27 protein-coding genes are annotated in these 26,195 nt (G+C 64.4%); 11 read left to right on the top strand and 16 right to left on the bottom strand.

The genetic code is table 11. From position 1 onward, the window contains the following. Positions 1-73: 73 nt before the first annotated feature. From KUV72_RS16310 to KUV72_RS16285, 6 genes are all read left to right on the top strand, one after another. Positions 74-928, top strand: coding sequence for an alkaline phosphatase family protein (locus KUV72_RS16310; RefSeq protein ID WP_222239092.1), 855 nt, complete (start codon positions 74-76; stop codon positions 926-928). Continuing rightward, complete coding sequence (locus KUV72_RS16305) at positions 925-1,758, top strand: ABC transporter permease (protein WP_222239091.1); 834 nt, start codon at positions 925-927, stop codon at positions 1,756-1,758. Before KUV72_RS16310 ends, KUV72_RS16305 begins: the two co-directional genes overlap by 4 nt. Next, the gene (locus KUV72_RS16300) at positions 1,745-2,587 is read left to right on the top strand and encodes an ABC transporter permease subunit (RefSeq protein ID WP_222239090.1); all 843 of its coding nucleotides are present in this window, start codon (positions 1,745-1,747) and stop codon (positions 2,585-2,587) included. Before KUV72_RS16305 ends, KUV72_RS16300 begins: the two co-directional genes overlap by 14 nt. Then, positions 2,584-3,756 carry an ABC transporter ATP-binding protein gene (locus KUV72_RS16295; protein ID WP_261317536.1) on the top strand — a complete coding sequence of 391 codons (1,173 nt, stop codon included), beginning with the start codon at positions 2,584-2,586 and terminating at the stop codon, positions 3,754-3,756. The genes KUV72_RS16300 and KUV72_RS16295 overlap by 4 nt, the downstream gene beginning before the upstream one ends. Then, entirely contained in the window at positions 3,753-4,493 is a 741-nt protein-coding gene (locus KUV72_RS16290; protein ID WP_222239089.1) for an HAD family hydrolase, read from the top strand. Before KUV72_RS16295 ends, KUV72_RS16290 begins: the two co-directional genes overlap by 4 nt. An 83-nt stretch (positions 4,494-4,576) precedes the next feature. Further along, a complete protein-coding gene (locus KUV72_RS16285) occupies positions 4,577-5,479 on the top strand; it encodes an NAD(P)-dependent oxidoreductase (protein WP_222239088.1) in 903 nt (300 codons plus the stop codon). A 30-nt stretch (positions 5,480-5,509) separates the two neighbouring features. Here KUV72_RS16285 and KUV72_RS16280 read toward each other — a convergent pair whose 3' ends face one another. Continuing rightward, positions 5,510-6,394, bottom strand: a complete 885-nt coding sequence (locus KUV72_RS16280; protein WP_206944100.1) for a LysR family transcriptional regulator — start codon at positions 6,392-6,394, stop codon at positions 5,510-5,512. A 180-nt stretch (positions 6,395-6,574) separates the two neighbouring features. Between KUV72_RS16280 and KUV72_RS16275 the strand changes: the two genes are divergently transcribed. Beyond that, on the top strand, positions 6,575-7,756 hold the full coding sequence (locus KUV72_RS16275; protein ID WP_206944102.1) for an MFS transporter: 1,182 nt from the start codon (positions 6,575-6,577) through the stop codon (positions 7,754-7,756). Between the two features lie 183 nt (positions 7,757-7,939). Beyond that, positions 7,940-8,749, top strand: a complete 810-nt coding sequence (gene dkgB, locus KUV72_RS16270; RefSeq protein WP_222239087.1) for a 2,5-didehydrogluconate reductase DkgB — start codon at positions 7,940-7,942, stop codon at positions 8,747-8,749. 194 nt (positions 8,750-8,943) lie between these two features. Here the strand turns inward: dkgB and KUV72_RS16265 are convergent, their stop codons facing one another. From KUV72_RS16265 to phnC, 14 genes are all read right to left on the bottom strand, one after another. Next, a complete protein-coding gene (locus KUV72_RS16265) occupies positions 8,944-9,645 on the bottom strand; it encodes a DapH/DapD/GlmU-related protein (RefSeq protein ID WP_222239086.1) in 702 nt (233 codons plus the stop codon). 14 nt (positions 9,646-9,659) lie between these two features. Continuing rightward, entirely contained in the window at positions 9,660-10,439 is a 780-nt protein-coding gene (gene phnP / locus KUV72_RS16260) for a phosphonate metabolism protein PhnP (RefSeq protein WP_222164116.1), read from the bottom strand. A gap of 125 nt (positions 10,440-10,564) precedes the next feature. Next, on the bottom strand, positions 10,565-11,110 hold the full coding sequence (gene phnN / locus KUV72_RS16255) for a ribose 1,5-bisphosphokinase (protein WP_222164117.1): 546 nt from the start codon (positions 11,108-11,110) through the stop codon (positions 10,565-10,567). After that, complete coding sequence (locus KUV72_RS16250; RefSeq protein WP_206944112.1) at positions 11,110-12,255, bottom strand: alpha-D-ribose 1-methylphosphonate 5-triphosphate diphosphatase; 1,146 nt, start codon at positions 12,253-12,255, stop codon at positions 11,110-11,112. Before KUV72_RS16250 ends, phnN begins: the two co-directional genes overlap by 1 nt. Then, on the bottom strand, positions 12,252-12,995 hold the full coding sequence (gene phnL, locus KUV72_RS16245; RefSeq protein WP_222239085.1) for a phosphonate C-P lyase system protein PhnL: 744 nt from the start codon (positions 12,993-12,995) through the stop codon (positions 12,252-12,254). Before phnL ends, KUV72_RS16250 begins: the two co-directional genes overlap by 4 nt. A 20-nt stretch (positions 12,996-13,015) precedes the next feature. After that, positions 13,016-13,843: a phosphonate C-P lyase system protein PhnK gene (gene phnK, locus KUV72_RS16240; protein ID WP_222239084.1), complete on the bottom strand. Its 828-nt coding sequence runs from the start codon at positions 13,841-13,843 to the stop codon at positions 13,016-13,018. Then, on the bottom strand, positions 13,840-14,715 hold the full coding sequence (locus KUV72_RS16235) for an alpha-D-ribose 1-methylphosphonate 5-phosphate C-P-lyase PhnJ (protein WP_206944120.1): 876 nt from the start codon (positions 14,713-14,715) through the stop codon (positions 13,840-13,842). The genes phnK and KUV72_RS16235 overlap by 4 nt, the downstream gene beginning before the upstream one ends. Continuing rightward, the gene (locus KUV72_RS16230) at positions 14,712-15,875 is read right to left on the bottom strand and encodes a carbon-phosphorus lyase complex subunit PhnI (RefSeq protein ID WP_222164122.1); all 1,164 of its coding nucleotides are present in this window, start codon (positions 15,873-15,875) and stop codon (positions 14,712-14,714) included. The genes KUV72_RS16235 and KUV72_RS16230 overlap by 4 nt, the downstream gene beginning before the upstream one ends. Next, positions 15,875-16,543: a phosphonate C-P lyase system protein PhnH gene (gene phnH / locus KUV72_RS16225; RefSeq protein WP_206944125.1), complete on the bottom strand. Its 669-nt coding sequence runs from the start codon at positions 16,541-16,543 to the stop codon at positions 15,875-15,877. The genes KUV72_RS16230 and phnH overlap by 1 nt, the downstream gene beginning before the upstream one ends. A 2-nt stretch (positions 16,544-16,545) precedes the next feature. Next, entirely contained in the window at positions 16,546-16,977 is a 432-nt protein-coding gene (gene phnG, locus KUV72_RS16220) for a phosphonate C-P lyase system protein PhnG (RefSeq protein ID WP_222239083.1), read from the bottom strand. 8 nt (positions 16,978-16,985) lie between these two features. Continuing rightward, positions 16,986-17,753, bottom strand: coding sequence for a phosphonate metabolism transcriptional regulator PhnF (gene phnF, locus KUV72_RS16215; RefSeq protein ID WP_206944128.1), 768 nt, complete (start codon positions 17,751-17,753; stop codon positions 16,986-16,988). Between the two features lie 81 nt (positions 17,754-17,834). After that, positions 17,835-18,629, bottom strand: coding sequence for a phosphonate ABC transporter, permease protein PhnE (gene phnE, locus KUV72_RS16210; RefSeq protein WP_206944130.1), 795 nt, complete (start codon positions 18,627-18,629; stop codon positions 17,835-17,837). Between the two features lie 88 nt (positions 18,630-18,717). After that, the gene (gene phnD, locus KUV72_RS16205; RefSeq protein ID WP_206944132.1) at positions 18,718-19,743 is read right to left on the bottom strand and encodes a phosphonate ABC transporter substrate-binding protein; all 1,026 of its coding nucleotides are present in this window, start codon (positions 19,741-19,743) and stop codon (positions 18,718-18,720) included. A 91-nt stretch (positions 19,744-19,834) separates the two neighbouring features. Then, positions 19,835-20,689, bottom strand: a complete 855-nt coding sequence (gene phnC / locus KUV72_RS16200) for a phosphonate ABC transporter ATP-binding protein (RefSeq protein ID WP_206944134.1) — start codon at positions 20,687-20,689, stop codon at positions 19,835-19,837. Between the two features lie 511 nt (positions 20,690-21,200). On the opposite strand from phnC, the gene KUV72_RS16195 reads away from it, so the two are divergent. Then, positions 21,201-21,638, top strand: coding sequence for a hypothetical protein (locus tag KUV72_RS16195; protein ID WP_222239082.1), 438 nt, complete (start codon positions 21,201-21,203; stop codon positions 21,636-21,638). Positions 21,639-21,642: 4 nt separating this feature from the next. On the opposite strand, the gene KUV72_RS16190 is transcribed toward KUV72_RS16195, so the two are convergent. Further along, positions 21,643-21,909, bottom strand: a complete 267-nt coding sequence (locus KUV72_RS16190; protein WP_206944136.1) for a hypothetical protein — start codon at positions 21,907-21,909, stop codon at positions 21,643-21,645. Between the two features lie 151 nt (positions 21,910-22,060). Between KUV72_RS16190 and KUV72_RS16185 the strand changes: the two genes are divergently transcribed. Beyond that, positions 22,061-22,870, top strand: a complete 810-nt coding sequence (locus tag KUV72_RS16185; protein ID WP_222239081.1) for a TlpA family protein disulfide reductase — start codon at positions 22,061-22,063, stop codon at positions 22,868-22,870. Positions 22,871-23,162: 292 nt separating this feature from the next. Next, positions 23,163-26,132 (top strand): RNA polymerase-associated protein RapA, encoded by a 2,970-nt coding sequence (gene rapA / locus KUV72_RS16180; RefSeq protein ID WP_222239080.1) that lies wholly within the window; start codon positions 23,163-23,165, stop codon positions 26,130-26,132. Positions 26,133-26,195 lie beyond the last annotated feature (63 nt).

Here is a 26,195-nt window from a genome sequence, read left to right as displayed (position 1 = left end):
AACCAGCGCTGCTCTCGGTGCCCGCGGTACGAAAGCGTTGCTTGGGCCACCCTGATGGTGGCCAGGAGTCATCATGCAAAACCCTGTCATTCTGGTCGTGCTGGACGGCCTCAATCACGACGTCGGGCGCCATGCCATGGGCCATCTGAGCGCTCTGGTCGAGGCCGGACGCGGCACTACTACCAGCCTCGACTGCGAGCTTCCCGCCATGTCTCGCCCGCTTTACGAGTGCCTGCTGACGGGAAATCGTCCCGTCGACTCCGGTGTCGTGCATAACGCTATCGTGCGCCGCTCACACGGTGTCAGCCTGTTTGACCTGGCTCGCGCCCAGGGGCGCACCACTGCCGCCGCGGCCTATCACTGGGTCAGCGAACTCTACGTCAAGGCGCCCTTCGACCGAACCCGCGATCGCTATCTCGACGATCCTCACGCGGCCATCCAGCGCGGCATCTTCTATTGGCAGGACCACTACCCGGACGACCACCTGTTCAGCGATGCCGAAGCGCTCAGGCAGCGGCACGCACCTGACTTCCTGCTGGTTCACAGCATGAACATCGATGATAGCGGCCACCGTCACGGCGGCGACTCGCCCCAGTACCGCAATGCCGCGCGTCACGCCGACATTGCCCTGGCAGACTACCTTCCCCGCTGGCTGGCCGATGGTTACCAGGTGATGGTGACCGCCGACCACGGCATGAACGCCGATCGTTCACACTCAGGGTTGCTGGCCGAGGAGCGCCGGGTACCGCTGTGGCTGTTCGGTGACGCCTTTGCCGACCCCGCAGGTCTGCATATCCAACAGACTCACCTGTGCGGCACCCTGGCCAGCGCCATGGGGCTAACCCACGACAAGCCCTTTCATCCGGAGCTGCTTGCGATGACGGCGCAAGGCACGGCCCCGGCACCGTCCCGAGAGAACCTCTCATGACATTGCGCCTGCCGGCCTGGCTGTGGCTACTGCCCTTCGCCATCGTGTTTTGCGCCTTCCAACTGGCGCCCATGGCCTGGGTCGCCATCAGTGCCTTCAACGTCAATGGCGACTGGGGGCTGGGCCACTTCCAGGAAATCGCCCAGTCCGCGTTCTTTCGCCAAGCCATCTGGAAGAGCCTGACCATCTCGTTGGTATCCAGCGCCCTGGGGCTGATCATCGCCACCGTCACCTGTCACGCGCTTATGCGTTCCGGACCGCGACTGCGCCGCGCGATGATCGCCTTCACCAACATGACCTCCAACTTCGCCGGGGTGCCCCTGGCCTTCGCCTTTATCATCCTGCTGGGGGCCAACGGCGTGCTGACGTTGGCACTTCAACAACTCGGCATCATCGAGGACGTGCGCCTCTACTCCACCGGCGGATTGATCGTCATCTATACCTGGTTCCAGATACCGCTCGGCATCCTGCTGCTGTTTCCGGCCTTTTCAGGCCTCAAGGCCGAGTGGCGTGATGCCGCCCACCTGCTGGGCGCCGGACGCATCGCCTATTGGCAACGGATCGGCCTGCCGGTGCTATGGCCGGCTCTGGCGGGCACCTTCACGGTGCTGTTCGCCAACGCCATGGGCGCCTATGCCACCGTCTATGCGCTGGTCAACACCAGCTACAACCTGATGACGATACGCATCGCCAACCTGGTCGCGGGAGACCTGTTCCTTGAACCCAACCTGGCCAGTGCCCTGGCGCTGGTACTGGTGGTGCTGCTGGTACTGGTCACCCTGGTGCAACAGTGGCTGTTGAGAAGGAGTGCACAGCATGGCTCACGCTGACACCATGCCCGCTCGCCCGACCGCAGCGTCGCTGTCGGCAACCTTTAATCCCTACTCCTGGGTCGTCGGCGGGGTCTTTGCGGTGCTGGCTCTGCCCCTGGTAGCCACACTGGGCTACGCCCTGGCCACACGCTGGGGCGCGACCCTGACGCCAGACGGCCTGACCCTGGCCTGGTTCATCGAGCTGTGGACCACCCCTCGCTTTCTGGCGGCCTTTGCGCGCTCGCTGTTTATCGCCGTGGGGGCTCTGGCGCTATCTCTGGCACTGGTACTGCCGGTCGCCCTGTTGGCCCATATCCGCTATCCGCGACTCGATCGCTGGATGAACACGCTGATCTTGATGCCGTTTGCGGTGCCGCCAGTCGTCTCCTCGGTGGGCTTGCTGCAACTCTACGCCGGTGGGCCGCTGGCGCTGGTAGGAACACCGTGGATCCTGATTCCTACCTACTTCACCATCGTCCTGCCGTTCATGTATCGCGCCATTGCCAACAGCCTGAGGGCGGTGGACGTGCAAAGCCTGATGGAAGCCGCGCAGCTGCTCGGCGCTGGCCCCGTGAAGGCGTTTTTTCTGGTGGTTCTGCCCAACCTGAGAGGTGGCGTGCAGATCGCCGTCTTCCTGTCGTTCTCCTTCCTGGTGGGTGAGTTCGTGTTTGCCAACATGCTGGTGGGCACCCGCTTCGAGACACTGCAGGTCTACCTCAACAACATGCGCGGCGCCAGCGGCCACTTCACCAGCGCTCTGGTGATTACCCTGTTCGTCTTCACTCTGATTCTGACCTGGCTGGGCAATCGCCAGGCGGAACACACTATTACGGAGGCCGCACGATGATGGCTGCCACCACTCGCCCCCCCTCGTCAGCGACCACGCCCAAGGCATCACAGGCGGCCTATCGCCAGCAGCCGACCATCGCGTCAGGCGCCACGGCCGCGAGCGCCTCCCGCCACACCGATCATGCATCCAGCGGCAACGCGATTTCGCTCAAGGGGCTGGCCAAGCGTTTTGGCGACACCGATGTCTTTGCCAATATCGATGCCGATATCGCCCACGGTGAATTCATCACCCTGCTGGGCCCATCCGGCTGCGGCAAGTCGACCCTGTTGCGGGCGATCGCCGGTCTCACCTCCCTGAATGCGGGCCAAATCCTGGTGGGCGATACCGACATCACTCACCTCCCCCCTCAGCGCCGTGGCGTCGGCATGGTGTTTCAGCACTACGCCCTGTTTCCCAACATGAAGGTGGCCGACAACGTCGCCTTTGGCCTGCGCATGCAGAAGGTACCCAGCGACGAGCGCGCGCGCCGCGTGGACGAGGTGTTACGCCTGGTCGAGATGCAGGACCAGGCCCACAAGTTCCCTCATCAACTGTCTGGCGGTCAGTGCCAGCGGGTAGCGCTGGCAAGGTCTCTGGTGGTCGAGCCCAGGGTGCTGCTGATGGATGAGCCCCTGTCCGCGCTGGACGCCCGCATTCGCAAGCACCTGCGCGATCAGATCCGGGAAATTCAGACGTCGCTGGGCCTGACGACCCTGTTCGTGACCCATGATCAGGAAGAAGCCATGCTGATGTCCGACCGGGTGTTCCTGATGCACCAGGGACGCATCCTGCAACAGGACTGCGCCGAGGCCATCTATACCCGTCCACGGGATGAGAACGCTGCCGGCTTCATGGGCCACTACTGTCTGCTTGATGCCATCGAGGCCGCTCCGCTGCTCGGCTACCGCAGCAAGGCTGACCGCGTTGCCCTGCGCCCTGAAGCGCTCTACCTGAGCGTGGCGGGCATGCCCCTGGGCGGCGAGCACCCCGAGCGGGTAGGACCTGGCGTGCACGGGGTAGTGCGTCGACACCGACTGCTCGGTAACATCGTGCGCTACGACATCGACTGTGCCGGCGTCAGCCTGACCGTCGATACCCTCAATCGCTCCGCTCGCACCTTGCTGCCGCAAGGCCAGCAGGTGACAGTCCACGTCGATCTCGACGAGGTTCAGGAGCTGGATACATGAATGAACCGACGAGCCCTTGCCCCATGACCACCGATGCCTGCCGTGTGGCGACATCCGAGACGCCTGATGCGCCCATCACCCTGGCCCTGTTCGACCTGGACGATACGCTGCTCGACGGCGACATCACGCGCCTGTGGAGCCAATGGCTGATCGAGCTTGGCTGGATCGACGACGGAGAGGAATATCATGCCGCCTTTGCCGAGCATATGGCGGCCTACGCCGCTGGCACGCTCGACATGGAAGCCCATCTGGCACTGTTGCTGACGCCCCTGACGGGTCGCCGCGAGGCCGAGGTCAGGGAGCAGGTGGACGCCTTTCTCGAGGCCGAGGTGGTACCGCGACTGTTCGCCCAGGGACACGAACGGCTTGCCTGGCACCGCGATCAGGGCCACCGTGTGGTCATTATCTCTGCCTCACCGATCCATGTGGTTGGCCCTGTAGCCGAACGTATGGGCGCCCACCATGCCCTGGCCACCCGTCTGGAGATCGACGCCGAGGGTCGATATACCGGCCGCGCCCAAGGCATTCGCACCTTCCGTGAAGGCAAGCTTGCGGCTCTGGAAGCCTGGCTCGACGAGCATACGCCAGCCCTCAGCTACGGCTACTCGGACTCACGTAACGACTTGCCGCTGCTGGAGTTTGTCGACCGTCCCTGCGCCATCAACCCGGATCCGACGCTTGACGCCGCCGCACAGGTCCGCGGCTGGCCGGTGCAGTGGTGGCGACAGCAAGGCTAAGCGTGGACAAGGCCAGGCGTGGAGTCAGCGGGTGGAAGAGGCTAGGCTGTCACCTACCTTTTGACGTGAAACGAGCCCCCTGAATGACATCCTCCGCCACCATCGCCCTGCTGGGCACCGGCATCATGGGTCTGCCCATGGGCCGCCACCTGATTCGTGCAGGCTATGACCTGCGCGCCTGGAACCGCAGCATCGACAAGGCCGCCCCGCTGGGCGAGCTTGGCGCCACCCTGGTCGAGACGCCCGCCGAGGCGGTACGGGGTGCTCAGGCGCTGGTGATGATGGTGAGCTCAGGCCCGGTGTGCGAGACGCTGCTGTTCGGCGACGAGGGCATCGCCCCTCGACTGGCTCACGGCAGCCTGATCATCGTGATGTCGACCATCGCTCGCAGCGAAGCGGTCGCCTTGGCAGAGCGCTGTCGCGAGCTTGGCCTCGGCTGGGTGGACGCGCCGGTGTCCGGCGGCGAACGTGGCGCTCAGGAAGGCTCGCTGTCGATCATGGCCGGCGCACTGGACGCCGACTATGAACGGGCGAAGCCGATTCTTCAGGCCATGGGCCACCCTCTTCACATCGGCCCCGTCGGCAGTGGCGCCCTGGCCAAGCTGGTCAACCAGCTGACCGTGGCCAGTACCATCGCCGCCGTCTCCGAGGCTCTGGTACTGGCGGAGGCCGGCGGCGCCGACCCGGCCAAGGTCCGCCAGGCCATGCTGGGCGGCTTCGCCTACTCGCGTATCCTCGAGCAGCACGGCCAGCGCATGCTGGATGGCGACTTTGCGCCGGGCGGCCCGGCCAAGCACCAGCTCAAGGATACCCACGCCGCCTGCGATGTTGCCCAGGAGCTCGGCCTCGATCTGCCGCTGCTCGCGTTGACCGATCGCCTGTTCAACGACCTGGTCGACGCCGGCGGCGCCGACCTCGACCACAGCGCGCTGCTGCTCGAGATCAAGCGACGCAACGGTATGGATGCCGGTGAACTCGAGCGTTGATGCCAGACGTCAGCGCTGACAGTCTCGGAACTACAACCTGAGCCCTGGGGCGATGACATCGAGAAACGCCTGGATACGCGCCGACAGGGCGGTGTTGCGGTAGTAGACGGCCTGCACCTGCTCCCGTGGACCACCATGGCGCATCGCCTCGGGTAGCAGGACCTCAAGCTGCCCGCTGGCGATATCATCACCGACCATGAAGTTGGACAGGCAGGCAATGCCCTCTCCGGCGAGGCACAGACGCCGCATCACTTCGCCACTGGAGGTGGACATCGATGGGCTGATCTCGTCATCCATTCCCTCCACCGGCCACCGATTCAAGCTACTGGGAGCGAGAAATCCGATCAGTTGATGCTGTTCGAGCTCCGTCACCGATGTGGGCCTGCCAGCTCGCGCGAGATAGCCAGGGCTTGCCACCAGGTGCAGACGCGAGCGCCCCAGCAATCGCGCGTGCAGGGTGGAGTCCGCCAGGGCGCCAATCCGAATGGCCACATCGGCACGCTGTTCCAGCAGGTTGATGATGTCATCGCTGGCAGACAGCTCCAGCTCGATACCGGGATAGCGGCGCCGAAACTCCCCGACCAACGGCACCAGTTGATGCAGCACGAAGGGGCTGGCGGAGTCCACCCGCAGTCGGCCAGCAGGCTCTCCCCGTCTCAGCGCCAGCGACTCCTCTGCCGCGTTCAAGCGCTCTAGTCCTTCGCGTACCTCGGCGACAAAGCGGCTGCCCTCGTCCGTCAGCGCCACACTGCGCGTCGTACGGTTCAGCAGGGGCACATCGAGCCGCTGCTCCAGCCGCTGGACCGCTCTCGATATACGTGCCACCGGCACGTCCAGGCGAGTGGAGGCGGCACTGAAACCACCGCTATCCACCACCGCCAGCAATAGCTCCAGGTCCTCCGAGCGAGTCTTCATCAGGCCCCTCCTTGTCCATGGAGGCTCACCCTCCTGTTGACCGCAGCAAACACCGCAGCGACTTTCTCGATAACCACAAAGGTGTTTCTCATATAGGCACGTTTATCGAAAAAGTGTCCTCCGCCAGACTGCACGCCGTCAAGTCGTCCCCCGGCGACGCCATCTCACAGGAGAGATACGATGCCTATTGCTCTGCTGGCGCTAACGCTTAGCGCCTTTGCCATCGGCACCACCGAGTTCGTGATTGTCGGCCTGGTGCCCACCATTGCTCAGGACCTTGCAGTGAGCCTGCCCTCTGCCGGACTGCTGGTCAGCCTGTACGCCGTCGGCGTGGCGGTCGGCGCCCCCGTGCTGACGGCACTGACCGGGCGCTTCAACCGCAAGTGGGTGCTGCTCGGCCTGATGACCCTGTTCATTGCCGGCAATCTGCTGGCCTGGCAGGCGCCCAGCTACGGCTCGTTGATCACCGCACGGGTGCTCACCGGCCTGGCCCACGGGGTGTTCTTCTCGATCGGTTCTACCATCGCCACCAGCCTGGTCGCCAAGGACAAGGAGGCCAGTGCCATTGCCATCATGTTTACCGGCCTCACCGTGGCGCTGGTGACGGGGGTACCGCTGGGCACCTGGATCGGCCAGACCTTTGGCTGGCGAGCCACCTTCCTGGTGGTATCGGGACTGGGCCTGATTGCCCTGTTGGGTAGCGCCCTGCTGATCCCCAACAACCTCAAGCGCGCGGCGCCGGCGACCCTAGGCCAGCAGTTCAAGGTGCTTACCCATCCGCGTCTGCTGCTGGTCTATGCGATCACCATCCTGGGCTACGGCGGCACCTTTACTGCCTTCACCTTTCTCGCACCGATTCTGGAGCAGGCCACCGGTTTCGCTCCCTCCATGGTCAGCCTGATCATGCTGGTCTACGGTGTCTCGGTGGCGTTCGGCAACATTTACGGTGGCAAGCTGGCGGACCAGATGGGGCCGATCCGGGCCTTGACGCTGATCTTCATCGGTTTGGCCGCGGTGCTGCTGGTGCTCAACGTGACCGCCGTCCACCCGCTAGCCGCCGTACTGACGATTCTGGTCTGGGGCGCCTTTGCCTTTGGCAACGTGCCAGGCCTGCAGGTCTACGTGGTGCAACTGGCAGAGCGCTACGTGCCGGAAGCGGTCGATGTCGCTTCCGGACTCAACATCGCTGCGTTCAACATCGGCATTGCCCTGGGCTCTGTTGTCGGTGGCCAGGTCGTCGAACACCTGGCACTGACAGACACCGCCTGGATCGGCGCGCTGATCGTGGTGGCTGCCCTGGCACTGACCCACCTGTCCGGCCGACTGGACCAGCGTCGTGCAGCACGCCTGGCCAATGCCTGAGCACCGGACAAGCATTTCGTCTGCTAATTTTTCTTCCGCCCCCTTGAACTGACGACGTTGCCACCGCATGTCCAAAGATGAACATTGGCACGACGTTGCGACGGCCAAGGCCGCCGCTCAAGGAACTGCATCCCCGGGATCACGACAGTGCCCGGGGCCGCTCTCGACGACCAAGGAGCCAAGATGTCAACGCTTATCCCTAACCCCGGCCTCGGAACCTATCGCCTGACAGGCGATACCCTGCGCCACGCAGTGACCACCGCCCTGAAGCTCGGTTACCGTCACCTGGATACGGCTCAATTCTATGGCAACGAGGCCGAAGTCGGCTCGGCCATCGCAGCAAGCTCGGTTCCGCGCAGCGAGATCTTTCTGACCACCAAGGTGTGGTGGGATCGTCTGGAGCCAGTGGCGCTCAAGGCCAGCGTCGAGGAAAGCCTGTCCAAGCTCGGCACTGACTATGTGGATCTCCTGCTGATCCACTGGCCCTCGCCGGACGATGAAGTGCCGATGCGTGATTACCTGACCGCGCTGAAAGACGTCAAGGATGCAGGCAAGGCCCGCCATATCGGCGTCTCCAACTTCACCAAGGCGCAGATCGACCAGGCGGTGGATATTCTCGGCAAGGGTGAAATTCTGACCAATCAGATCGAGGTTCACCCCTTCCTGCAAAACCGCGAGCTGGTTGCCCACTGCGAAAAACACGGCATCACCCCCACCGCCTTCATGCCGTTGGCAGTCGGCAAGGTGCTCGAGGACGACACGCTGAACGCCATCGCCGAAAAGCACGATGCCAACCCGGCGCAGGTGGCCATCGCCTGGCTGCATCAGCTCGGCATTCCGACCTTCCCCTCCTCCACCAAGGAGAAAAACCTGAAGAGCAACCTGGAGGCGCTCAAGCTGGAGCTGTCAGAGGAAGAGATGGACGCCATTGCCAAGCTCGACCGCGGCGAGCGGGTCGCCAACCCGGACTTCGCACCCAAGTGGGATCAGTAAGGCGCGGCGGCTCCAGTGGCTGAATAACGCACTGGGCCGCTACCCGCCAAGGGTTGCTGGCCCATCGGTCCCGGCACGGCCTGAGGCAGGAGCGTAACGCTCCAGGTGACGGCGCCACGAGCAGACACCTGCTCGTGGCGCCGTTTTTGCAGGCATCCGCCTTGCCCCTCCGCCTTTCCTTTCAGCTCACCTTCTCAGCTCGCCCTCACTGCCCCCTTTTCAGCAGCCTCAAGAAAGCGGATCACGTCGCCCTGAAAGTGGCTCAGATGCCGCTTGATCCGTTCATCCGACCAGTCCCACCACGCCAGCCGCTCGAGTCGATCGGCGACGCCAGGGTCGTCGAAGCGTGGGCGCAGCACCCGGGCGGGATTGCCCACCACGATGTGGTAAGCCGGCACGTCCTTGGTCACTACACTGCCCGCGCCCACAATGGCGCCGTTGCCGATGGTGACACCGGGCAACACGATGGCACCGTGGCCGATCCAGACGTCGTGGCCGATGTTGACGCGGTCCGCTTCACGCCAGGCGAAGACCTCGGGGTCGACGGCCTCGTCGCTGAAGCCAAACTTGCCGGGACGATAGCTGAAGTGGTGCAGGGTAGGCCGCCACCAAGGGTGATTGCTGGGGTTGATGCGCACGCTGGCCGCGATCGAACTGAACTTGCCCACGCGGGTAAACATGACATCGCCATCCCGCTCGATGTAGCTGTAGTCCCCCAGGCTTACGTGGTTGAACACGCAGCGACTGCCCACCTCGGTGAAACGGCCAAGCTGGCTGGCATGAAGCCGCGCATCATCGGCCACGTTGGGCGCCTCGCTCAGCCGTGTCGAGGCGGGCTGATCCACGGCTCGGGCAGGCGCCGAAGAGGTGTCGGGGGCATGGGATTCAGAGTGCATGTGGTGTTGTCCTCTCAGCAGACCGCATCGAGTCGGTGCCAATCTTCCAGCGTCTCGCCATCTCTGGCAAAACGTACCTTGGGCGGCAACGCTACTGGCTCCGCCAGGCGTTCTGCATCCAGCTCGTGGCTGATGTGGGTGAGATAGGCCCTGGGGGGATCGAGCCGAGTAATGATCTCCAGGGCCTGGGTAATATTGTTGTGGTTGCGCGTCTCGCGCTGGCTCGCCGGGTGGCAGGCATCCAACACCACGATGTCGGGCCCCCATTCCCGCAAGAAGCGCTCGGTGGCACCGGGCAAACCGCAGGTATCGGTCAGGTAGGCCAGCCGCGTGCCGCCGTCATCCAGGCAATACCCCAAGGTGGGCTTGCTGTGATTGAGCGGCACCGGCGTGACCGTCATCCCGTCCAGCCCCAGCGCCTTGAACGGCTTGAGCCCTGGCTGAAAATCGAGAATGCCGCTGTTGCGATAGAGATCCGCGCAACCGTTGGGATCCTTGGGCCCATACACCGGTATATCGGCGCCGGTCCCCCAGCGCAGATGGAACAGGCCCTGAACGTGGTCGGCGTGATAGTGGGTGATGAAAAACGCCGCCGGGCGCTCTAGTTCACAGCTGTGAGCCAGATCCATACGCCCGGCATCGAGCAGATAGCGCCTGCCATCGACCCTGACTTCGGCACAGCAGGGACCGCGCTGATGGCTCGAGAACACACGTGCCCTGGTGCAGGCACGGCAGTCGCAGCCAAAGCGAGGCACCTGGGCACTGTCGCCGGTGCCGGTGAAGCGAAACTCCATGGTGATCTCCTGACATCAGGGGCTCAGGCAAAGCCGGTATGGTTTCGGGCCGTCGCGACCAGACCGCGCATCGGGGGCAGCACGCACAGCGGTCTGCGCTTGCCTCGGTCTGGCAGCCGACAGGCTCAGCGGCACGCCGTATCCACCAGGGCTTCCAGCGCCCCCACGCTGACCGCCAGCGCACCACCGTTATCCAGGCGGGCAACGGTCGGATAGTCACGTTCAAGCTCCGCCTCCACCTCGGCATGGCGAGCCAGACGCGCCTCGATCTGCTCGCGGCACTCGCGCCCGCGCTTGACGAGGCGCTGTCTCAGCACCTCGCCAGGAGCGGTCACCACCACCGGCAGCAGCTGGTCGCCGAAGCGCTCCCGGGCCTGGCACAGCGCTCGACGACTACCGTTGAGCAGTACCGTTGCTCCCGACTCGAGCCAGCATTCGACCTCGATGCCCACGCCGTAGTGCAGCCCATGGGCCTGCCAATCCAGGCAGAACAGTCCTCGCCCGCGCCGGGCCAGGAATTCGGCCTCGGACAGCGCCAACGAATCTTCGCCAAGACCACTGGCCCGAGTGATGTAGCGATGGGCCACCAGCAGGTCCGGGCGCTGCTGGCGGAGGGCAACCAGCAGGCTGTCCTTGCCCACGCCACTGGCCCCGATCAGATACACCAGCATCAGTGCACCTGCCTGCCGGCGCTCCACACCCGAGCGACCAGCGGGTGTCCGTCGATCTCGCGTACTCGCAACAGGTCGGCGCGCAGTCCTTGGGCGATGCGCCCGCGGTCATCAAGCCCCACCGCCTCGGCAGGGTGCCTGCAGGCCGTCGCCACCGCTCGCGGTAGGTCGTAACCACCTTCCATCGCAGCGATGCGAAAGACGGCATCGAGCAGGGCTGCCGGATAGTAGTCGGAGGACAGCACATCCAGCACGCCCATGCGCACCAGCTCGGCGGCGGCAATGTTGCCGGAGTGGGAGCCACCACGCACCACGTTGGGCGCCCCCATCATCACCGCCATCCCATGCCGGTGAGACGCTTCCGCGGCTTCACGGGTGGTGGGGAACTCCGCCACCCGAGTGCCATACTCCAGGCTCTCGGCCACGTGGGCGACGGTGGCATCGTCATGGCTGGCCAGCGCCAGCCCACGCTCACGGCACAGCGATGCGATGGCACGGCGGTGGGAGCTCGAGTAGACGGCACTGTTGGCCAGCTGCTTTTCGATAAAGGCTTCAAGGCTGGCGTCGTCCAGGCCGTACTTGCCCTGGTAGTAGATGCGATAGGCGTCGAGACTGGCGAACTGGCGCTGGCCCGGCGAATGATCCATCAGCGAGACCAGCCCCAGCAGCGGCGAGTCCATGAAGCCTTCAAAGCGCGTCAGGGTGTCCGGGTGACACACCTCACAGCGCAGGTGCAGGCGGTGGTCGACCCTTGCCATGCCATTGTCATTGATCGCCGCCAGCGACCCCACCATCTCGTCCAGAGCCTCGTGGCGCATGCTTTGCTCGTCGACATCACCGATGGATACCGCGTCGAACACCGTGGTGATGCCGCTGGCGGCCATCTGCGCGTCATGGGCCAGCGCCGCCTGACGACCAGGCCAGCTCACCTTGGGCCGGGGCTGAAAGTACTTTTCCATATTGTCGGTATGCAGCTCGATCATGCCGGGCATCACGATATCCCCGTCACAGTCGATCGCCCCGGGAAGCGATACCGGGCCACGCTCGATGGCCTTGATGATGCCATCCTTGATGACGAGACTGCCGCTGATCACCTCGTCGTCGAGCACCAGGCGCGCATTGGTCAGGATCTGATCTTGGCTCATGCAGAAAACTCCCCGTCGTTATCGTCGCGACGCCCAGCGCCACCGACCAGCATGTGACCTTCCAGTTCGAGCAGCCGATCGGCCACCCGCTCGCGGACTTCCTCATCGTGGAAGATGCCCAGCATGGCACTGCCACGGGCCTTGGCCTCCTCGATCAGCGTCACCACCACCTCTCGGTTGGCGGCGTCCAGCGATGCGGTGGGCTCGTCGAGCAGCAGCAACGGATGCTCGGCAATAAAGCCACGGGCAATGTTGACGCGCTGCTGTTCGCCGCCGGAGAAGGTTCCTGGCGCCAGCTCCCACAGGCGTTCCGGCAGGTTGAGCCGCGCCAGCATGGCCTCGGCCCGGTGGCGTGCTTCCTGCTCGTCGCAGCCCCGAACCAGCAGCGGCTCCATCACCACTTCCCGCGCCGACACGCGGGGTACCACCCGAAGAAACTGGCTGACGTAGCCGATCACATCGCGCCGCAGCAGATGCCACGCATGGGCGGGCAGGCCAGCGAGCTCAAGTTCACCATCATCGAAGTGCAGGGTCAGGCTGCCGCCACTGATGCGGTAGTTGCCGTTCACCATCTTCAACAGGGTGCTCTTGCCGATACCGCTGCGCCCGGCCAGCACCAGACATTCACCGGGAGACAGGTCCAGCTCGAGTCCACGCATCACGGGCAGTGCCTGGCCGCCCTGGGCGTGCAGCACAAAGGTCTTGTCGAGCCGTCGGGCAGTAAGAAAGGGGGACGTCATCGTCAACTCCTGAGAAACCATCATGGCGTCAGCACCGAGGACACCAGCAGCTGGGTGTAGGGATGCTGTGGATCATCGAGGATCTGGTCGGTCAGCCCGGCCTCCACCACCCGGCCCCGACGCATCACCATCAACCGGTGGGCCAGCAAGCGCGCCACAGCCAGATCGTGAGTCACCAGGATCACCGACAGGCCGAGCTCTCGGGTCAGGGTACGCAGCATGTCCAGCAAGCGAGCCTGGACCGATACATCGAGCCCTCCGGTGGGCTCGTCCATGAACACCAGGCGCGGCTGGGTCACCAGGGTGCGCGCGATCTGCAGGCGTTGCTGCATCCCCCCGGAAAAGGTCTGGGGGGCATCGTCGATACGCTCGGGGTCGAGTTCGACCCGGCTCATCCAGTCCTGGCCGGCGGCACGCAGCTCGCCATAGTGGCGCTGGCCCATCGCCATCAAGCGCTCGCCAACGTTGGCGCCAGCAGAGACCCCCAGGCGCAGGCCATCACGCGGGTTCTGGTGAACCAGGCCCCACTCCATGCGCAGCAGTGCCCTTCTGCGGGCCTCGCTGATGGCGTACAGGTCGAGCTCGCCATCGCTGCCCATCTCGCCCGCCACTCCTGCGCAGCCCTGTTCAGCCGGGTGATAGATCACCTGCCCCTGGTCCGGCTTTTCCAGACCGGACAGCACGCGCAGCAACGTCGACTTGCCCGAGCCGGACTCGCCGACGATACCCAGCACCTCCCCCTGGTGCAGGGTGAAGTCGATCTCTTCGCAGCCCTTGCCAGGGCCGTAGAGGCGCTGAATACCGCGAGCCTTCAGCAGCGCGGGCCGTTCAAGCTGTGGACGCTTCATGCCATGTCCTCGCGGCGAGTGTTGCAATAGTCAGTGTCAGAGCACACGAACATGCGCCCTCCCTGGTCATCGGTGATGACCTCGTCCAGGTAGCTGTCGGTCGCGCCACAGATGGCGCAGGGCTGCTCCCAGGCCTGGATCTCGAAGGGATGATCCTCGAAGTCGAGGCTCTCCACCCGGGTATGCGGGGGAATCGCATACAAGCGCTTCTCGCGCCCGGCACCGAATAGCATCAGTGCCTCGCTCATGTGCAGCTTGGGGTTGTCGAACTTGGGAATCGGCGAGGGATCCATCACATAGCGGCCATCCACCTTGACCGGATATGCATAGGTGGTGGCGATATGGCCATGATGGGCAATGTCCTCGTACAGCTTGACGTGCATCACCCCGTACTCTTCCAGGGCATGCATGACGCGGGTCTCCTCCTCGCTGGGCTCAATGAAGCGCAGCGGCTCAGGGATAGGCACCTGGAAGATCAGGATCTGGTCCGCCCGCAGGGTCTTCTCGGGAATCCGGTGACGGGTCTGGATGACACTGGCCTCGCCGGTGGCCGTGGTCGTCTCGACGCCGGCTACGCGCTCGAAGAAGGCGCGGATGCTGACCGCATTGGTGGTATCGTCCGCCCCCTGATCGATCACCTTGAGGGTGTCGTCAGCCCCCAGCACGCTAGCCGTCAGCTGCATGCCACCGGTGCCCCAACCGTAAGGCATCGGCATCTCGCGACCGCCGAAGGGCACCTGGTAACCCGGAATTGCCACGGCCTTGAGCAGTGCACGCCGAATCATGCGCTTGGTCTGCTCATCCAGATAGGCAAAGTTGTAGCCGCTGGCCTCGCCTTGGGCGGCGTCCGCGATACTGCTGTTGGCGATCATTGGGCGCACTCCTTGGAAGCGGTGGGCGCTGTGGCAGTGTCTGCGGCGGTGTCAGCACCGCTCGCCTGCGCGTGCCGGGTGTCGCCTTGGGTGCGCTCTGCGTGTTCGCGGCGCAACCGGCGAATCAGGTCCAGCTCGGATTGGAAGTCGACGTAATGGGGCAGCTTGAGGTGTGACACAAAGCCCGATGCCTCGACGCTGTCGGCGTGGGCCAGCACGAACTCGGCCTGCTGGGCGGGGCTTTGAATCGGCTCACCCAGCTCCTCGGCACGCAGTGCCCGGTCGACCAGTGCCATGGCCATGGTCTTGCGCTCGTTGCGGCCGAAGGCCAGGCCGTAGCCTCGGGTGAACTGCGGGGCGCTGTCCCCATTGCCCGCGAACTGGTTGATCATCTGGCATTCGCTCATGACGATCTCGCCAACGCAGATCGGTGCGTCAAAACCCTCGACCTCGATCTCCACCTCCACCGTCCCCTGGCGAATCTCGCCGGCAAAGGGGTGGTTGCGGCCGTACCCCCGCTGAGTGGAGTAGCCCAGCGCCAGCAGATACCCTTCGTCGCCGCGAGCCAGCATCTGCAGGCGTGTCGCACGATCCACCGGAAAGTCGGGGGGATCACGGGTGATGTCATAGGGCTCGCTGCCATCATCCTGCTCCCGCTCGATCAGCCCCTCCTGATTCAAGCAGTCGAGAATCTGGGGGCAGGCCTCAAGGTCTTGATCCGCCTGTTCCGGTTCTGCCACGTCACGGTCACCACCCGCCAGCAGCATGAAATCCAGCAGGCGGTGGGTGTAGTCATAGGTCGGCCCCAGCACCTGACCACCGGGCACGTCCTTGAAGGTGGCGCTGATGCGCCGTTCGATGCACATGTCGCTGGTATTCACCGGGCGGGTCTCGGCCAGTCGCGGCAGCGTGGTGCGGTAGGCACGCAGCAGAAATACGGCTTCCACGGTGTCACCGCTGGCCTGCTTGAAGGCCAGCGCTGCAAGCTCCGGGTCGTACAACGAGGCCTCGGCCATGATGCGATCCACCGCGAGCCCCAGCTGGTCCTGAACCTGAGCCACGGCCAGCTCGGCCTGCTGACGGTCACCCCGACGGCGATCTGCCATCCAGCGATGGGCATTGGCGATGGCCTTCTCGCCTCCTTTAACGGCAACGTACATCAGGCAATCTCCTCACGGGCAGATGACAACTCAGGCTGCTCCAGTCCAGGGCCGCTAAGGCGGGTGCTACGGGCAATGGCGGTAAGCTGCGTGCCACAGGTAATAAAGGCATCCAGGCCTCGCGGGAAACGACCACGATTGGCGTGCAGCACGCGCATCAGTGGGCGTACCTGATCGGGATCCCCCAGTCCCAGGCGACGCTCGCCGGGCACGCCTGGCCCACAAAGCTGCCAGTCACCTTGGCTTTCGATGGTCTCGACCATCACGATCAGCGTGGTGCTGCGATCCGGCCAGGCATCGGAGCCCAAGGCAAATTCCTCGACCTGGGTGAGCGTCGTCGGCGTCACCAGCGCGAAGTCGGCGTTGGCCGGGTCCGGTGTGACCCGGGCGCCGGTATGAAAGGCCAGGGCTGCCGCGAGGCCTGCCCCGGAAAGCGTGGCATCGATCCAGACTCGGGTTTCCAGATCACACAGGGCCAGCAGCGTCCCCCAGGCGGCCGACGAAATCGCTGCTCCCGGCGGCAGCGACGGCAACGCCATGCTGGTCAAGGTGCCCGGCTCCGACATGCACCCCAGCAAGCGCCGAAAGCGCTGCTGGGCGTCGTGCACAGCATCGGTCAGGCCTGGCCAGTCGTGTGGTCTGACGCTTTCCTCGCGTGGTGCTGTCATGTTCATTCGCCCCTTACCATGGTGAAGAAGTAGACGCGCGTGGCCGCAGACTGGCGCGACGCCTGTTCGCGTTGCTGTGATAGTTCTTGCGCCAGCGGCGCCATCAGTTCGCTGTCGATGCGCCGGGCCCAGTGGTCGTGTCGCGCACAGGCATCGACCAGCGCGATCAGTTCAGCGTGGGCCTTGTCTCGGCCGCGGACCCAGCCATGTCCCAGCGAGCCGTCGTCCAGGGCCACGCTGGCTCTGGTCAATGTCATCTCACCCAGGTTGAAGGCGGAGCCACTGCCGCCCATGCGCCCGCGTACCATGGCCATGCCGGTTTCTGGCCCGCGCACACAGCGATGTCTCGCCTGGATGCCCAGTGACTGCCAGCCTTGGGCAAGGCGTTCGAAGGGCGTCAACGCCAGCAGGCGGTGACGTTGCATTGGGGTCATGGTCGACGTCATGAGAGAGCCTCGTCGTCTTGAAACTGCGGACGTTCGTCCGTCGGAAAGTCGAAGTGGTAGGCAACACGATCGGCGCGAGCGCGACTGACGGAGATTTCGACCAGCCGCCCCTCCTCGTCGACGTTGTCACTGGTCAGCACCATCAGTGGAGCCTGCCGCGGGCAGCGCAGCAGCCGACTGTCGGCGTCATCGGCCTGGACGGCTTCCAGCCGCACCCTTGAGCGGCTCAGCCGCAGCCCATAGTGTTGATCCAGCAGTGCCCGGGTAGAGCCACCGCGATAGCGGTCTTGCCAACCGGGTACCCGTCGCGGGTCGAACCAGTGGCGCAAGCGCAGCAGCGGCGCTTCATCCACGTAGCGCACCGTGTCGACACACAGCAGGCTGTCCCCCGGGGCGCAGCCGAAGCGCTGTGCAATGGCTTCCGGGGGCACCACCATCGCCTGGGTCAGGCAGCAGGTCTCGGTCGCTAGGCCCAGCTCAGCCAGGTTGTGCGTCACCTTGCTGGCGGCATTCACCGCATAGTCCAGGCGGCGATCCACCACCTGGGTGCCACGCCCCTGATGGCGTGTCACCATTCCAGCAGCCACCAGTTCGTCCAGCGCCCGACGCACGGTGTGACGGTTGACGCCGAAGCGTCGTGCCAGTGCCGCTTCGCTGGGCAGCAGGTCGCCGGCGCGATAGCTCCCGCGCACTTCCCTGGACAACACATCGGCAAGCATGCGGTAGCGCGGCAGCCCTGCGGCTTCGGCAACTTGTCTAGACATCTTCACTCCAAAAAAAGAAGGCGATGTAGCACAGCCGTGTGGAGCTGATGGCGGTCGTGGCGCAAGCTGCCACGACCGCGATCAGATAAAGCGTTTACGCACCAGCTGTGACGCCATGTCCAGGGAGGTCACGGCGACGATGATGACCAGCATGATGGTGGCGGTTTCGGCATACTGAAATCCGCGCATGGTTTCCCACAGCGCCACGCCAATGCCACCGCCGCCTACCATCCCGAGCACCGTGGCCGAACGAATGTTGGACTCGAAGCGATACAGGCTGACCGAGATCCACAGCGGCAATACCTGCGGGATCAGGCCAAAGATGATCTCCTCGATACGCCCGGCACCGGTCACCCGTATGCCCTCCATCGGGCCCGCTTCGGCGGCTTCCACCGCCTCGGAGAACAGCTTGGCGAGAACGCCGGTGGTGTGCACGAACAGCGCCAGGGTGCCGGCAAAGGGTCCCAGCCCTACGGCCACCACAAACAGCATGGCAAATACCAGCTCGTTGATGGCACGAGTGGCATCCATCAGTCGGCGCACCGGCTGGTATACCCACCAGGGCACCAGGTTCTCGGAGCACAAGAGGCTCGCTGGAATCGCCACCAGAATGGCCAGCAGGGTGCCCCATACCGCGATCTGAATCGTCACCAGCATCTGGTCAATGTAGTGATCCAGGTTGCCCAGCGCAGGCGGGAAGAAGTCGCCGGCCAACGTTGCCATGTTGCTGGCATTGGTAAACAGCAGGCTGGGCTGCATCTCGACGCCCTGCCAGGACCAGGCCAATACCGCCAGGCCCAGACCCCATAGCGCCAACGTGGTCCAGCTGCGCTTGGGCGGCATGCTGATACCGGATAATTGGGTTTGAGTGCTCATGCGCTCTCCACAGAGGGCTTAAGTCATGCGCTGTCACGAACGGCGCTGAAACCGAGGCCGGGCCGCCGATAGACGGCCCGGCGAACCATCAACCTGCGTTGGCGGCGGCGTCTTCGGGCATTGCCTCGGCCGCCTGGATGGCCTTCATGCGCGTATCGAGGTCATCGAGTTGGCCATCGATCTCGGCCAGACGGGCCTCGCGGTCCCCTTCACTCAGGCTGTCATCCTTGGCCACTTCAGAACGCTCCTTGAACAGGGCCAACTGACGGATCGGCAGCAGCTGATCATTGCTGGAAGCGACGAATTCGGCCCATTGCAACGGCTCGAGGATGGCCTGCTCGTCGGCATCGTCGCCATAGCTCATGAAAAACTCGCGCAGGGTGTCCTTGGTGGCCTCATCCAGATCGCTACGCCACACCAGCGGATCGGACGGGATCAGCGGCGACTTCCAGATCACCCGCAGCTGCTCGGCCTTGTCGGGCGCCGTCACTTCCAGACGCTGCATGCCTTCGGTGTTGAAGGTGGCCACGTCGACCTGCTTGTTGGCCACGGCCAGTGCGTTGGTCTCATGACTGGAATTGAGCGTGCGCTTGAAGGCGGTAGCGGCGTCGACGCCATTCTTGGCAAAGACGTAGTAGCCCGGTACCAGGAAGCCGGAGGTGGAATTGGGATCACCGTTGCCGAACACCAGATCGGAGGCATTGGACAGCACGTCGTCGACGTCATGCAGGTCGCTATCCTGGTGGGCGATCATCAAGCTCCAGTAGCCGGGGGAGCCGTCCGCGGCCACGGTCTGGGCGAAGATCTCGCCTCCTGCACGGTCCACCGCCTCCATGGCCGCCTTGTTGCCGTACCAGGCCAGGTCAATCTGGCCAAATCGCATGGCCTGGATAACCGCAGCGTAGTCAGTGGCGAAGAACGGCTCGACCTCCATCCCTACCTGCTCGGACATGTCCTCGAGGAAGGGGTCCCACAGCGGTGCCAGGTTCTGGCTCGCTTCGGTGGAGATAATGCCGAACTTGAGGGTATCGGCGGCCGCCAGCTGAGTGACGGCAGCAAGACCAAGACCTGCCATCAGCGGCAGCGACAGGCGGCGAACATTAGCAAAAAGCATGGGTATCTCCTGGGGGGTGCAGGGGGTGTTCTAGATAAGAGGTGATGCAGTCGTTGTCGGTATCGCGTTGGATTGCCGTCAGCCGTCCGAACTAGACATGCGCCGCCACCGCGGGCTGGGCATGGGCCGGCTCTCGGGTCGGCGATGGCAAGTCGGGCTGGGCGCCGGAACGAAGCTCATCGAGCCCGGCGTTTTCGTACAGGGTGCTGAGGCGCGCATCGGTCAGCTCAGAGGTCTTGCCGTCGAAGTACAGCCGACCATCCTTGAGCGCGATGGCGCGATGACAGTAACGCCGGGCGATGTCGACTTGATGCAGGGTGATGACGACCGTACGACCGTCCTCGGCATGAATTCGCTGAAGAATCTCCATCACTTCACGGGCACTTCGCGGATCCAGCGATGCAATGGGCTCGTCGGCGAGAATCACGTCGGCGTCCTGCATCAATACCCGCGCGATCGCCACGCGCTGCTGCTGGCCACCGGAGAGCGTATTGGCGCGCTGATAGGCCATGCCCTCCAGGCCGACCCGGGCGAGGCACTCGAGGGCCCGCTGCTTCTCTTCCTGACTGAAGCGCCCGCTGAGCGCGCGCAGGCGAGGCATGCGCCCCAGCTGCCCGATCAGCACATTGGTCAGCACACTCAGGCGATTGACCAGGTTGAACTGCTGGAAGATGTAGCCAACACGGCAGCGCTGGCCACGACTGGCACGCTTGATCCGGCCACTGGCCTGTACCTCGCGGCCCAGCAGGCTCACCCGACCGCCGGTATGTCGGTTACAGCAGGTCAATCCGACCAGGTGGCGCATCAATGTCGACTTGCCGGAACCGGAGGGACCGATCAGGGCAACGATGTCGCCTGGGGTGATCTCGAAACTGACGTCCTCGAGCACTTGGCGATGGCCGAACGTCTTGTTGAGTCGCTCGACGACGATGGTGGGGATGGACATGATGCCTCTCCTCTTGGAATGGCATCAGTCTGCAGGCGGCAGGTTAAGGCATGTTGTCTAGACAATGTCATTGATGTGACAAATTCACCCGGACGCATCGACGTCAGCCCAGGCCTTTTCAGACAATTATTTTAAAAAACAGGACATTAAATATTGGCGTCACTGTGCTGTAACGCAAATGCCACCGCCCAGCCATATTCCGCTCGAGCGCTGTCCGTGTTCGCTTGAGGCGACGACTCACGGCGGTGCAGCGATGAGCTGGCGTGCTGTTCAGGCGATCGGATACCCGCCGAAGGTGGCCTGACAGGAGCAAGGGATACCCGGGATAGCGCCAGGCCATGGGCATGATTGGCAGGTTCAAAGGGAAAGTTCTGGCAACCGCGACCAGACTGACAGACAGCGCACCTGAAAGAGGCAGCGTCCCTGTGAAAGGTAACGTCCCTGTGACAGGTAACGTCCCTGTGAAAGGTAACGTCCCTGTAAAAGGTAACGTCCCTATGCGAGACAGCCTATGCAGCATCTGAGCCTGGAACCCAGCGCGCTGGAAGTCACCGACCTGGCCACCATGCATCGTTTCTTCGAACAGGTGCTGGAACTGCGGCCATTGGTGGTAAGCGCCACAGGCGTCACGCTGGAGTTAGGCGGTGGGGACACGACTCACGTGCTGATGCTGCTTGCCAGCACGACGCCGACCCCACCGCGCACCATCAACCTGGAGGTCAGTGCAGCGGACTTTCCCAAGCTGCGCCAGCGCCTGGAGCAATGCGGAGACGCCTGCGGGTGGGTGAGAAGCTGGGATGCGCCCGACAGCGCCTCGCCTCAATGCGCCTTCCGAGTCGTGCTGTGCCGGCTTCCGGAAGGCCATTGGCTGAGGCTGACCGCCATCGACCCCAGCGCGTGCCGGCATGTCACCTTAGCCCGCACCCAGCGCGATACTCCGCGCCGGTGATCCGTCAGTCGAAACCCTCATCCAGCGCCTCGTCATCGTCCTGCAACAGGCGTTTGCGGCGCTCATCACGCTGCTTCTGCACCCGATTATTGCGATAGCGTCGCGCCACGGCCACAGCCAGCGCCACAACCAGCATGAGCAGCAACGTCAGGCCTTGCCACGGCCGCGGTGACTCCAGGGTCGAGCCGAGCACGAAGATCATGATGAAACCCAGCGCCTGACTACTGATGGCCAGCGCGCGCAGAGGGTCGAAGGTCTTGGGTGAGGGCATCACGCATCCTGATAAATGAGGGACTGGCGGCCTGACGCTAGATGACAGCGCCCGACGAGCGCAGTAGCCTTGCCGAATCGGGTTCGCCCAGTGTACCTGCTCGCTATCGACTTTTCGTGCCCTCGCGTTGATCAACGGAGCCTTCCCCGCCATGGATGCCATCGCCATTGGTCCGGTGCTAGTGAGCCTGCCCCGGCTCTACGCACTCGCCATCACCCTACTGCTGCTCGCGGCCAGCGCCTTTCTGCTGGGGCTTCCGCGCCGCCGCCATGGTCGCTGGTTCAACGGCCTGATGCTGGCCTGGTTGCTCGGTGCTCGTCTCGGACATGTGGTGATGCACTGGGAGGCGTATCGGGACGACTGGCTCGATATCGTGAGCCTGTGGCTGCCTGGGTATAGTGCCGTGTGGGGGCTGGCTGCCGCGGCCCTCTGGACCCTGTGGGCGCTGCGTGATCGTATGGCCGCCCTGCTGGGCGCCCAAGGCCTGACCCTGCTGGCGACACTTGGCTGGCTGGCGCTGGTCAGCTGGGCCCCGCTGTCCGCCAGCCCTGCTCCGCAGCAGGTGCCAGAGCTGACCCTGGAAGATGTCGACGGAGCGCCTATCGCCTTGCGTACGCTGACGGGCGACGCTGCCGGCAAGCCCATGATCATCAACCTATGGGCGACCTGGTGCCCCCCATGCCGGCGGGAGATGCCGCTGCTGGCCGAGATCGATCAGCGCGATGATGTCACCGTGATCATGGCCAATCAGGGCGAGCCGCTCCTTCAGGTCACCCGCTATCTGGATCAGGCCGACCTCGACTTCCGCTACGCGCTGCTCGACCCGCGTCAACAGCTGCTGGCCGCAAGCCAGTCCCCTGGCCTGCCGACGACCCTGCTGTTCAGTGCCGATGGCAAGCTCCTCGAACGCCATGTGGGGGAGCTGACGCTGCCCCTGCTGGATGACTGGCTGAATCGCTGAGCAGCTGCCACGCTCTTCTTATACTGCAGGTGAAACGCACCCGCAGTCTCAGGACCGAGGCGGCCACCCCGCCTCGGCCCGCCCATCTCCTGTCGCCTTCTTCACGTCGCCTGCAACATCGCCGCTTTGCTCCCCCGCGTCGCGGTATCGGCCTGCGACGACTCTGCAAAGTCATCCCCGGCGCGACAATCGCGCTTAAGCCAGACTGAAGATTGCTGTAAGATACCGCGCCCTGTCGGCGGCGGGCCCGGCCCGCGACCACGAACCGTAACGACGCATCTCCCGAGGCATCATGAGCGACTTCTCTCCCGGCCAGCGCTGGATCAGCGACGGCGAGGCCGAACTCGGCCTGGGCACCATCCTGAATTGCGACGCGCGCAGCGTCACCGTGCTCTTCGGCGCCAGCCAGGAAACCCGCACCTACAGTACCCGTCTCGCGCCCTTGACCCGCGTCGCCTTCGGCAGCGGCGACCGCATCCAGTCTGCCGAGGGCTGGCAGATGACGGTGGACGATACCAAGGAAATCGATGGACTGATCGTCTACATCGGCGAGGACGACGCTGGCGAGCTGTGCGAACTGCCGGAGGCCCGTCTGGCCGACAGCATGCAGTTCGACCAGGCCCGTGACCGCCTGCTGACCGGCCAGGTCGATCGCAACGACTGGTTCGACCTGCGTTTTCGTACCCTGCACCACCACCACCGGGTGGAGCAGAATCCGGCACTCGGCCTGGCCGGGCCGCGCATCGACCTGATTCCGCATCAGCTCTACATTGCCGACGAGATCTCCTCCCGCCAGGCGCCACGCGTGCTGCTGGCCGATGAGGTGGGGCTGGGCAAGACCATCGAGGCTGGGCTGATTCTGCACCGCCTACTGCTGACTGGCCGGGTCGAGCGCGCGCTGATCCTGGTGCCGGCGAGCCTGACCCATCAGTGGCTGGTGGAGCTGCTGCGCCGCTTCTCGCTATCGGTGACCCTGCTCGACGAACAGCAGAGCCAGGCCCACGGTGACAGCAATCCCTTCGATGCTGGCCAGCTGGTGCTGGCAAGTCAGGATTGGCTGTTTGCCAACCCTCACCGCCAGAGCCAGGCGGAAGCCTGCCAGTGGGACCTGTTGATCGTCGACGAAGCACATCACCTTGAGTGGCATGACCAGGAACAACAGGACGAGGGGAGCGAGCCGGAGGTCGGCCCGGGCTACGCCTGCGTCGAGCGTCTGGCCGATGCCACCGAGGGCGTGCTGCTGCTGACCGCTACTCCGGAGCAAATGGGACTGGCCAGTCACTTCGCACGCCTCCGGCTGTTGGACCGTGACCGCTATTCCGATCTCGACGCCTTCCGCGCCGAAGAACAAGGCTATGTCGCCGTGGCCCAAGCCATCGACGCACTTGCCGGCAGCTCGGAGCACGCCCTGGATGCCAGTGCCCGCGACGCGATCGGGGCCGTCGCCGATGACAGCGACAGCCAGGCCCTGCTGGCGACGCTATCCAACCCCGAAAGCAGCAGCGAACAGCGCGAGCTGGCGAGCGCCCAGCTACGTAACCAACTGCTCGACCGGCACGGCACGGGGCGGGTGATGTTCCGCAACAGCCGCCGCCATGTGGGTGGATTCCCCGAGCGCCGCCTGCACGTGGATAAGCTTGAGCTGCCGTCCTCCTACCGTCGCGTGCTGCGCCGCCTTGGCCGCGATGAAGACTATCTGGACGAGCTGCTGATCGAGACCGGGCTCGATCATCCCGACGTGATGATCTACCTGGATGGCATGTACAGCGCACTGAGCGAGGATCCGCTCAACGCAGAGCCCTGGTGGCAGTTCGACCCACGCGTGACCTGGCTGCTGGAACGCCTGACCGAGATGGGCGATGACAAGGTGCTGGTGATTGCCCATGATCGCGAAACCGCGCAGGGGCTGTCCGATGGCCTGCGAGTGCTCGGCGGTGTCCAGGCTCCGGTGTTTCACGAGGATCTGTCGTTGGTGGAGCGCGACCGCGCCGCCGCCGCCTTTGCCGACGATGAAGACGGCTGCCAGGTGCTGGTCTGCTCTGAAATAGGCTCCGAAGGCCGCAACTTCCAGTTCTGCCGTCACCTGGTGATGTTCGACCTGCCACTGCACCCGGATCAGCTCGAACAGCGCATCGGTCGCCTCGACCGTATTGGCCAGCGCCACGCCATCGAGATTCATGTCCCCGTGTTCGAGGGTAGCCCCGGCGAGAAGCTGCTGCGCTGGTACCAGGAGGGCATGGATGCCTTCAGCGCGCCCCACGGACTTGGCAATGAGCTGTTCGATGCCTTCGGCGATGACCTGGCCGAAAGCCTGCTGGATGACGAGGCTCTGGACGACGTCATCACTGAGACACGCGCGCTGTTCGACGCCAAGCTGGCAGAGCGTGATGCGGGCCGCAACCGCTTGCTGGAGCTCAACGCCTGTCGCCCGGAGCGGGTCGAAGCCGTGCGCGAAGCGATTGTCGAGCTCGATGAAGACCGTGCGTTGCCGCGCTACCTCGATCAGGCGCTGGACATCTTCGGCGTCGACAGCAAGGAACTGGGCAACGATCTGACGCTGCTGACCCCCGGGCCTCATATGCTGGATGGCCTACCTGGGCTGGTGAAGGGGGAAGAAGGCTTTACCGTGACCACTTCCCGCTCGCGGGCTCTGGCCAGGGACGACGTCCAGCGACTGTCGTGGGAGCACCCTCTGGTGCGCGAAATGATGGGGCGCATTCTCGACGGCGCCATGGGCAACACCGCCCTGGCACTGCTCAAGCACCCGGCGATTCCGGCGGGCAGGCTGATGGCGGAGCTGGTCTTCCGCACCCACTGCCCGGCCCCCAAGCGACTGCACCTCAACCGCTTCCTGCCCCCCACCGCCGTGCGGGTGCTGCTTGACGAATCAGGCGCCAACCTGACCGACAAGGTGTCCTTCACGGGTCTGTCGAAGAACCTGAAGAAGGTCAAGAAAGCCGTGGCTCGAGACCTGATCAAGAGCCGCCACGACCAGCTGAGAGACCTGCTCGACAGCGCCGAAGCCGAGGCCCAGCGCGAGCTGCCGACGATCGTCGAAGCCGCCCAGGTACGCATGCGTCAGCGTCTGGACAACGAGCTGACGCGACTGGAAGCCCTGGCACGACGCAATCCATCGGTGCGCGAGGATGAAATCACCGCCCTGCGTGAGGAACGTCAGGCGTTGGATCAGGCCATCGAAGGCACCCGGTTAAGGCTCGACGCGGTACGCGTGATTGTGACCATCGACGACGATACCCGCTGACCCGGCGGGCACCACAGCGCTCGAGAATGCACCAGCGCCTCCCTGGCGGCCTGCCAGGGCCGC

Origin of the sequence: Halomonas sp. DP4Y7-1 (genome assembly GCF_019800705.1) — a bacterium.
GTDB lineage: Bacteria > Pseudomonadota > Gammaproteobacteria > Pseudomonadales > Halomonadaceae > Halomonas > Halomonas litopenaei_A.
This window is presented reverse-complemented; position numbering and strand designations above follow the sequence as displayed.

Bases quoted from the DNA above. Each gene is read 5' to 3' on its own strand.
- KUV72_RS16305 (WP_222239091.1), top strand. From the start codon at position 925: ATGACATTGCGCCTGCCGGCCTGGCTGTGGCTACTGCCCTTCGCCATC.
- KUV72_RS16250 (WP_206944112.1), bottom strand. From the start codon at position 12,255: ATGAGCCAAGATCAGATCCTGACCAATGCGCGCCTGGTGCTCGACGAC.
- phnF (WP_206944128.1), bottom strand. From the start codon at position 17,753: ATGTCTAGACAAGTTGCCGAAGCCGCAGGGCTGCCGCGCTACCGCATG.
- KUV72_RS16310 (WP_222239092.1), top strand. From the start codon at position 74: ATGCAAAACCCTGTCATTCTGGTCGTGCTGGACGGCCTCAATCACGAC.
- KUV72_RS16275 (WP_206944102.1), top strand. From the start codon at position 6,575: ATGCCTATTGCTCTGCTGGCGCTAACGCTTAGCGCCTTTGCCATCGGC.
- KUV72_RS16295 (WP_261317536.1), top strand. From the start codon at position 2,584: ATGATGGCTGCCACCACTCGCCCCCCCTCGTCAGCGACCACGCCCAAG.
- KUV72_RS16235 (WP_206944120.1), bottom strand. From the start codon at position 14,715: ATGATCGCCAACAGCAGTATCGCGGACGCCGCCCAAGGCGAGGCCAGC.
- KUV72_RS16300 (WP_222239090.1), top strand. From the start codon at position 1,745: ATGGCTCACGCTGACACCATGCCCGCTCGCCCGACCGCAGCGTCGCTG.
- phnE (WP_206944130.1), bottom strand. From the start codon at position 18,629: ATGAGCACTCAAACCCAATTATCCGGTATCAGCATGCCGCCCAAGCGC.
- KUV72_RS16265 (WP_222239086.1), bottom strand. From the start codon at position 9,645: ATGCACTCTGAATCCCATGCCCCCGACACCTCTTCGGCGCCTGCCCGA.
- phnP (WP_222164116.1), bottom strand. From the start codon at position 10,439: ATGGAGTTTCGCTTCACCGGCACCGGCGACAGTGCCCAGGTGCCTCGC.
- phnH (WP_206944125.1), bottom strand. From the start codon at position 16,543: ATGACAGCACCACGCGAGGAAAGCGTCAGACCACACGACTGGCCAGGC.
- phnK (WP_222239084.1), bottom strand. From the start codon at position 13,843: ATGAAGCGTCCACAGCTTGAACGGCCCGCGCTGCTGAAGGCTCGCGGT.
- phnN (WP_222164117.1), bottom strand. From the start codon at position 11,110: ATGCTGGTGTATCTGATCGGGGCCAGTGGCGTGGGCAAGGACAGCCTG.
- KUV72_RS16280 (WP_206944100.1), bottom strand. From the start codon at position 6,394: ATGAAGACTCGCTCGGAGGACCTGGAGCTATTGCTGGCGGTGGTGGAT.
- phnG (WP_222239083.1), bottom strand. From the start codon at position 16,977: ATGACCCCAATGCAACGTCACCGCCTGCTGGCGTTGACGCCCTTCGAA.
- KUV72_RS16190 (WP_206944136.1), bottom strand. From the start codon at position 21,909: ATGCCCTCACCCAAGACCTTCGACCCTCTGCGCGCGCTGGCCATCAGT.
- phnD (WP_206944132.1), bottom strand. From the start codon at position 19,743: ATGCTTTTTGCTAATGTTCGCCGCCTGTCGCTGCCGCTGATGGCAGGT.
- KUV72_RS16185 (WP_222239081.1), top strand. From the start codon at position 22,061: ATGGATGCCATCGCCATTGGTCCGGTGCTAGTGAGCCTGCCCCGGCTC.
- phnL (WP_222239085.1), bottom strand. From the start codon at position 12,995: ATGACGTCCCCCTTTCTTACTGCCCGACGGCTCGACAAGACCTTTGTG.
- KUV72_RS16195 (WP_222239082.1), top strand. From the start codon at position 21,201: ATGCAGCATCTGAGCCTGGAACCCAGCGCGCTGGAAGTCACCGACCTG.
- dkgB (WP_222239087.1), top strand. From the start codon at position 7,940: ATGTCAACGCTTATCCCTAACCCCGGCCTCGGAACCTATCGCCTGACA.
- KUV72_RS16285 (WP_222239088.1), top strand. From the start codon at position 4,577: ATGACATCCTCCGCCACCATCGCCCTGCTGGGCACCGGCATCATGGGT.
- rapA (WP_222239080.1), top strand. From the start codon at position 23,163: ATGAGCGACTTCTCTCCCGGCCAGCGCTGGATCAGCGACGGCGAGGCC.
- phnC (WP_206944134.1), bottom strand. From the start codon at position 20,689: ATGTCCATCCCCACCATCGTCGTCGAGCGACTCAACAAGACGTTCGGC.
- KUV72_RS16230 (WP_222164122.1), bottom strand. From the start codon at position 15,875: ATGTACGTTGCCGTTAAAGGAGGCGAGAAGGCCATCGCCAATGCCCAT.
- KUV72_RS16290 (WP_222239089.1), top strand. From the start codon at position 3,753: ATGAATGAACCGACGAGCCCTTGCCCCATGACCACCGATGCCTGCCGT.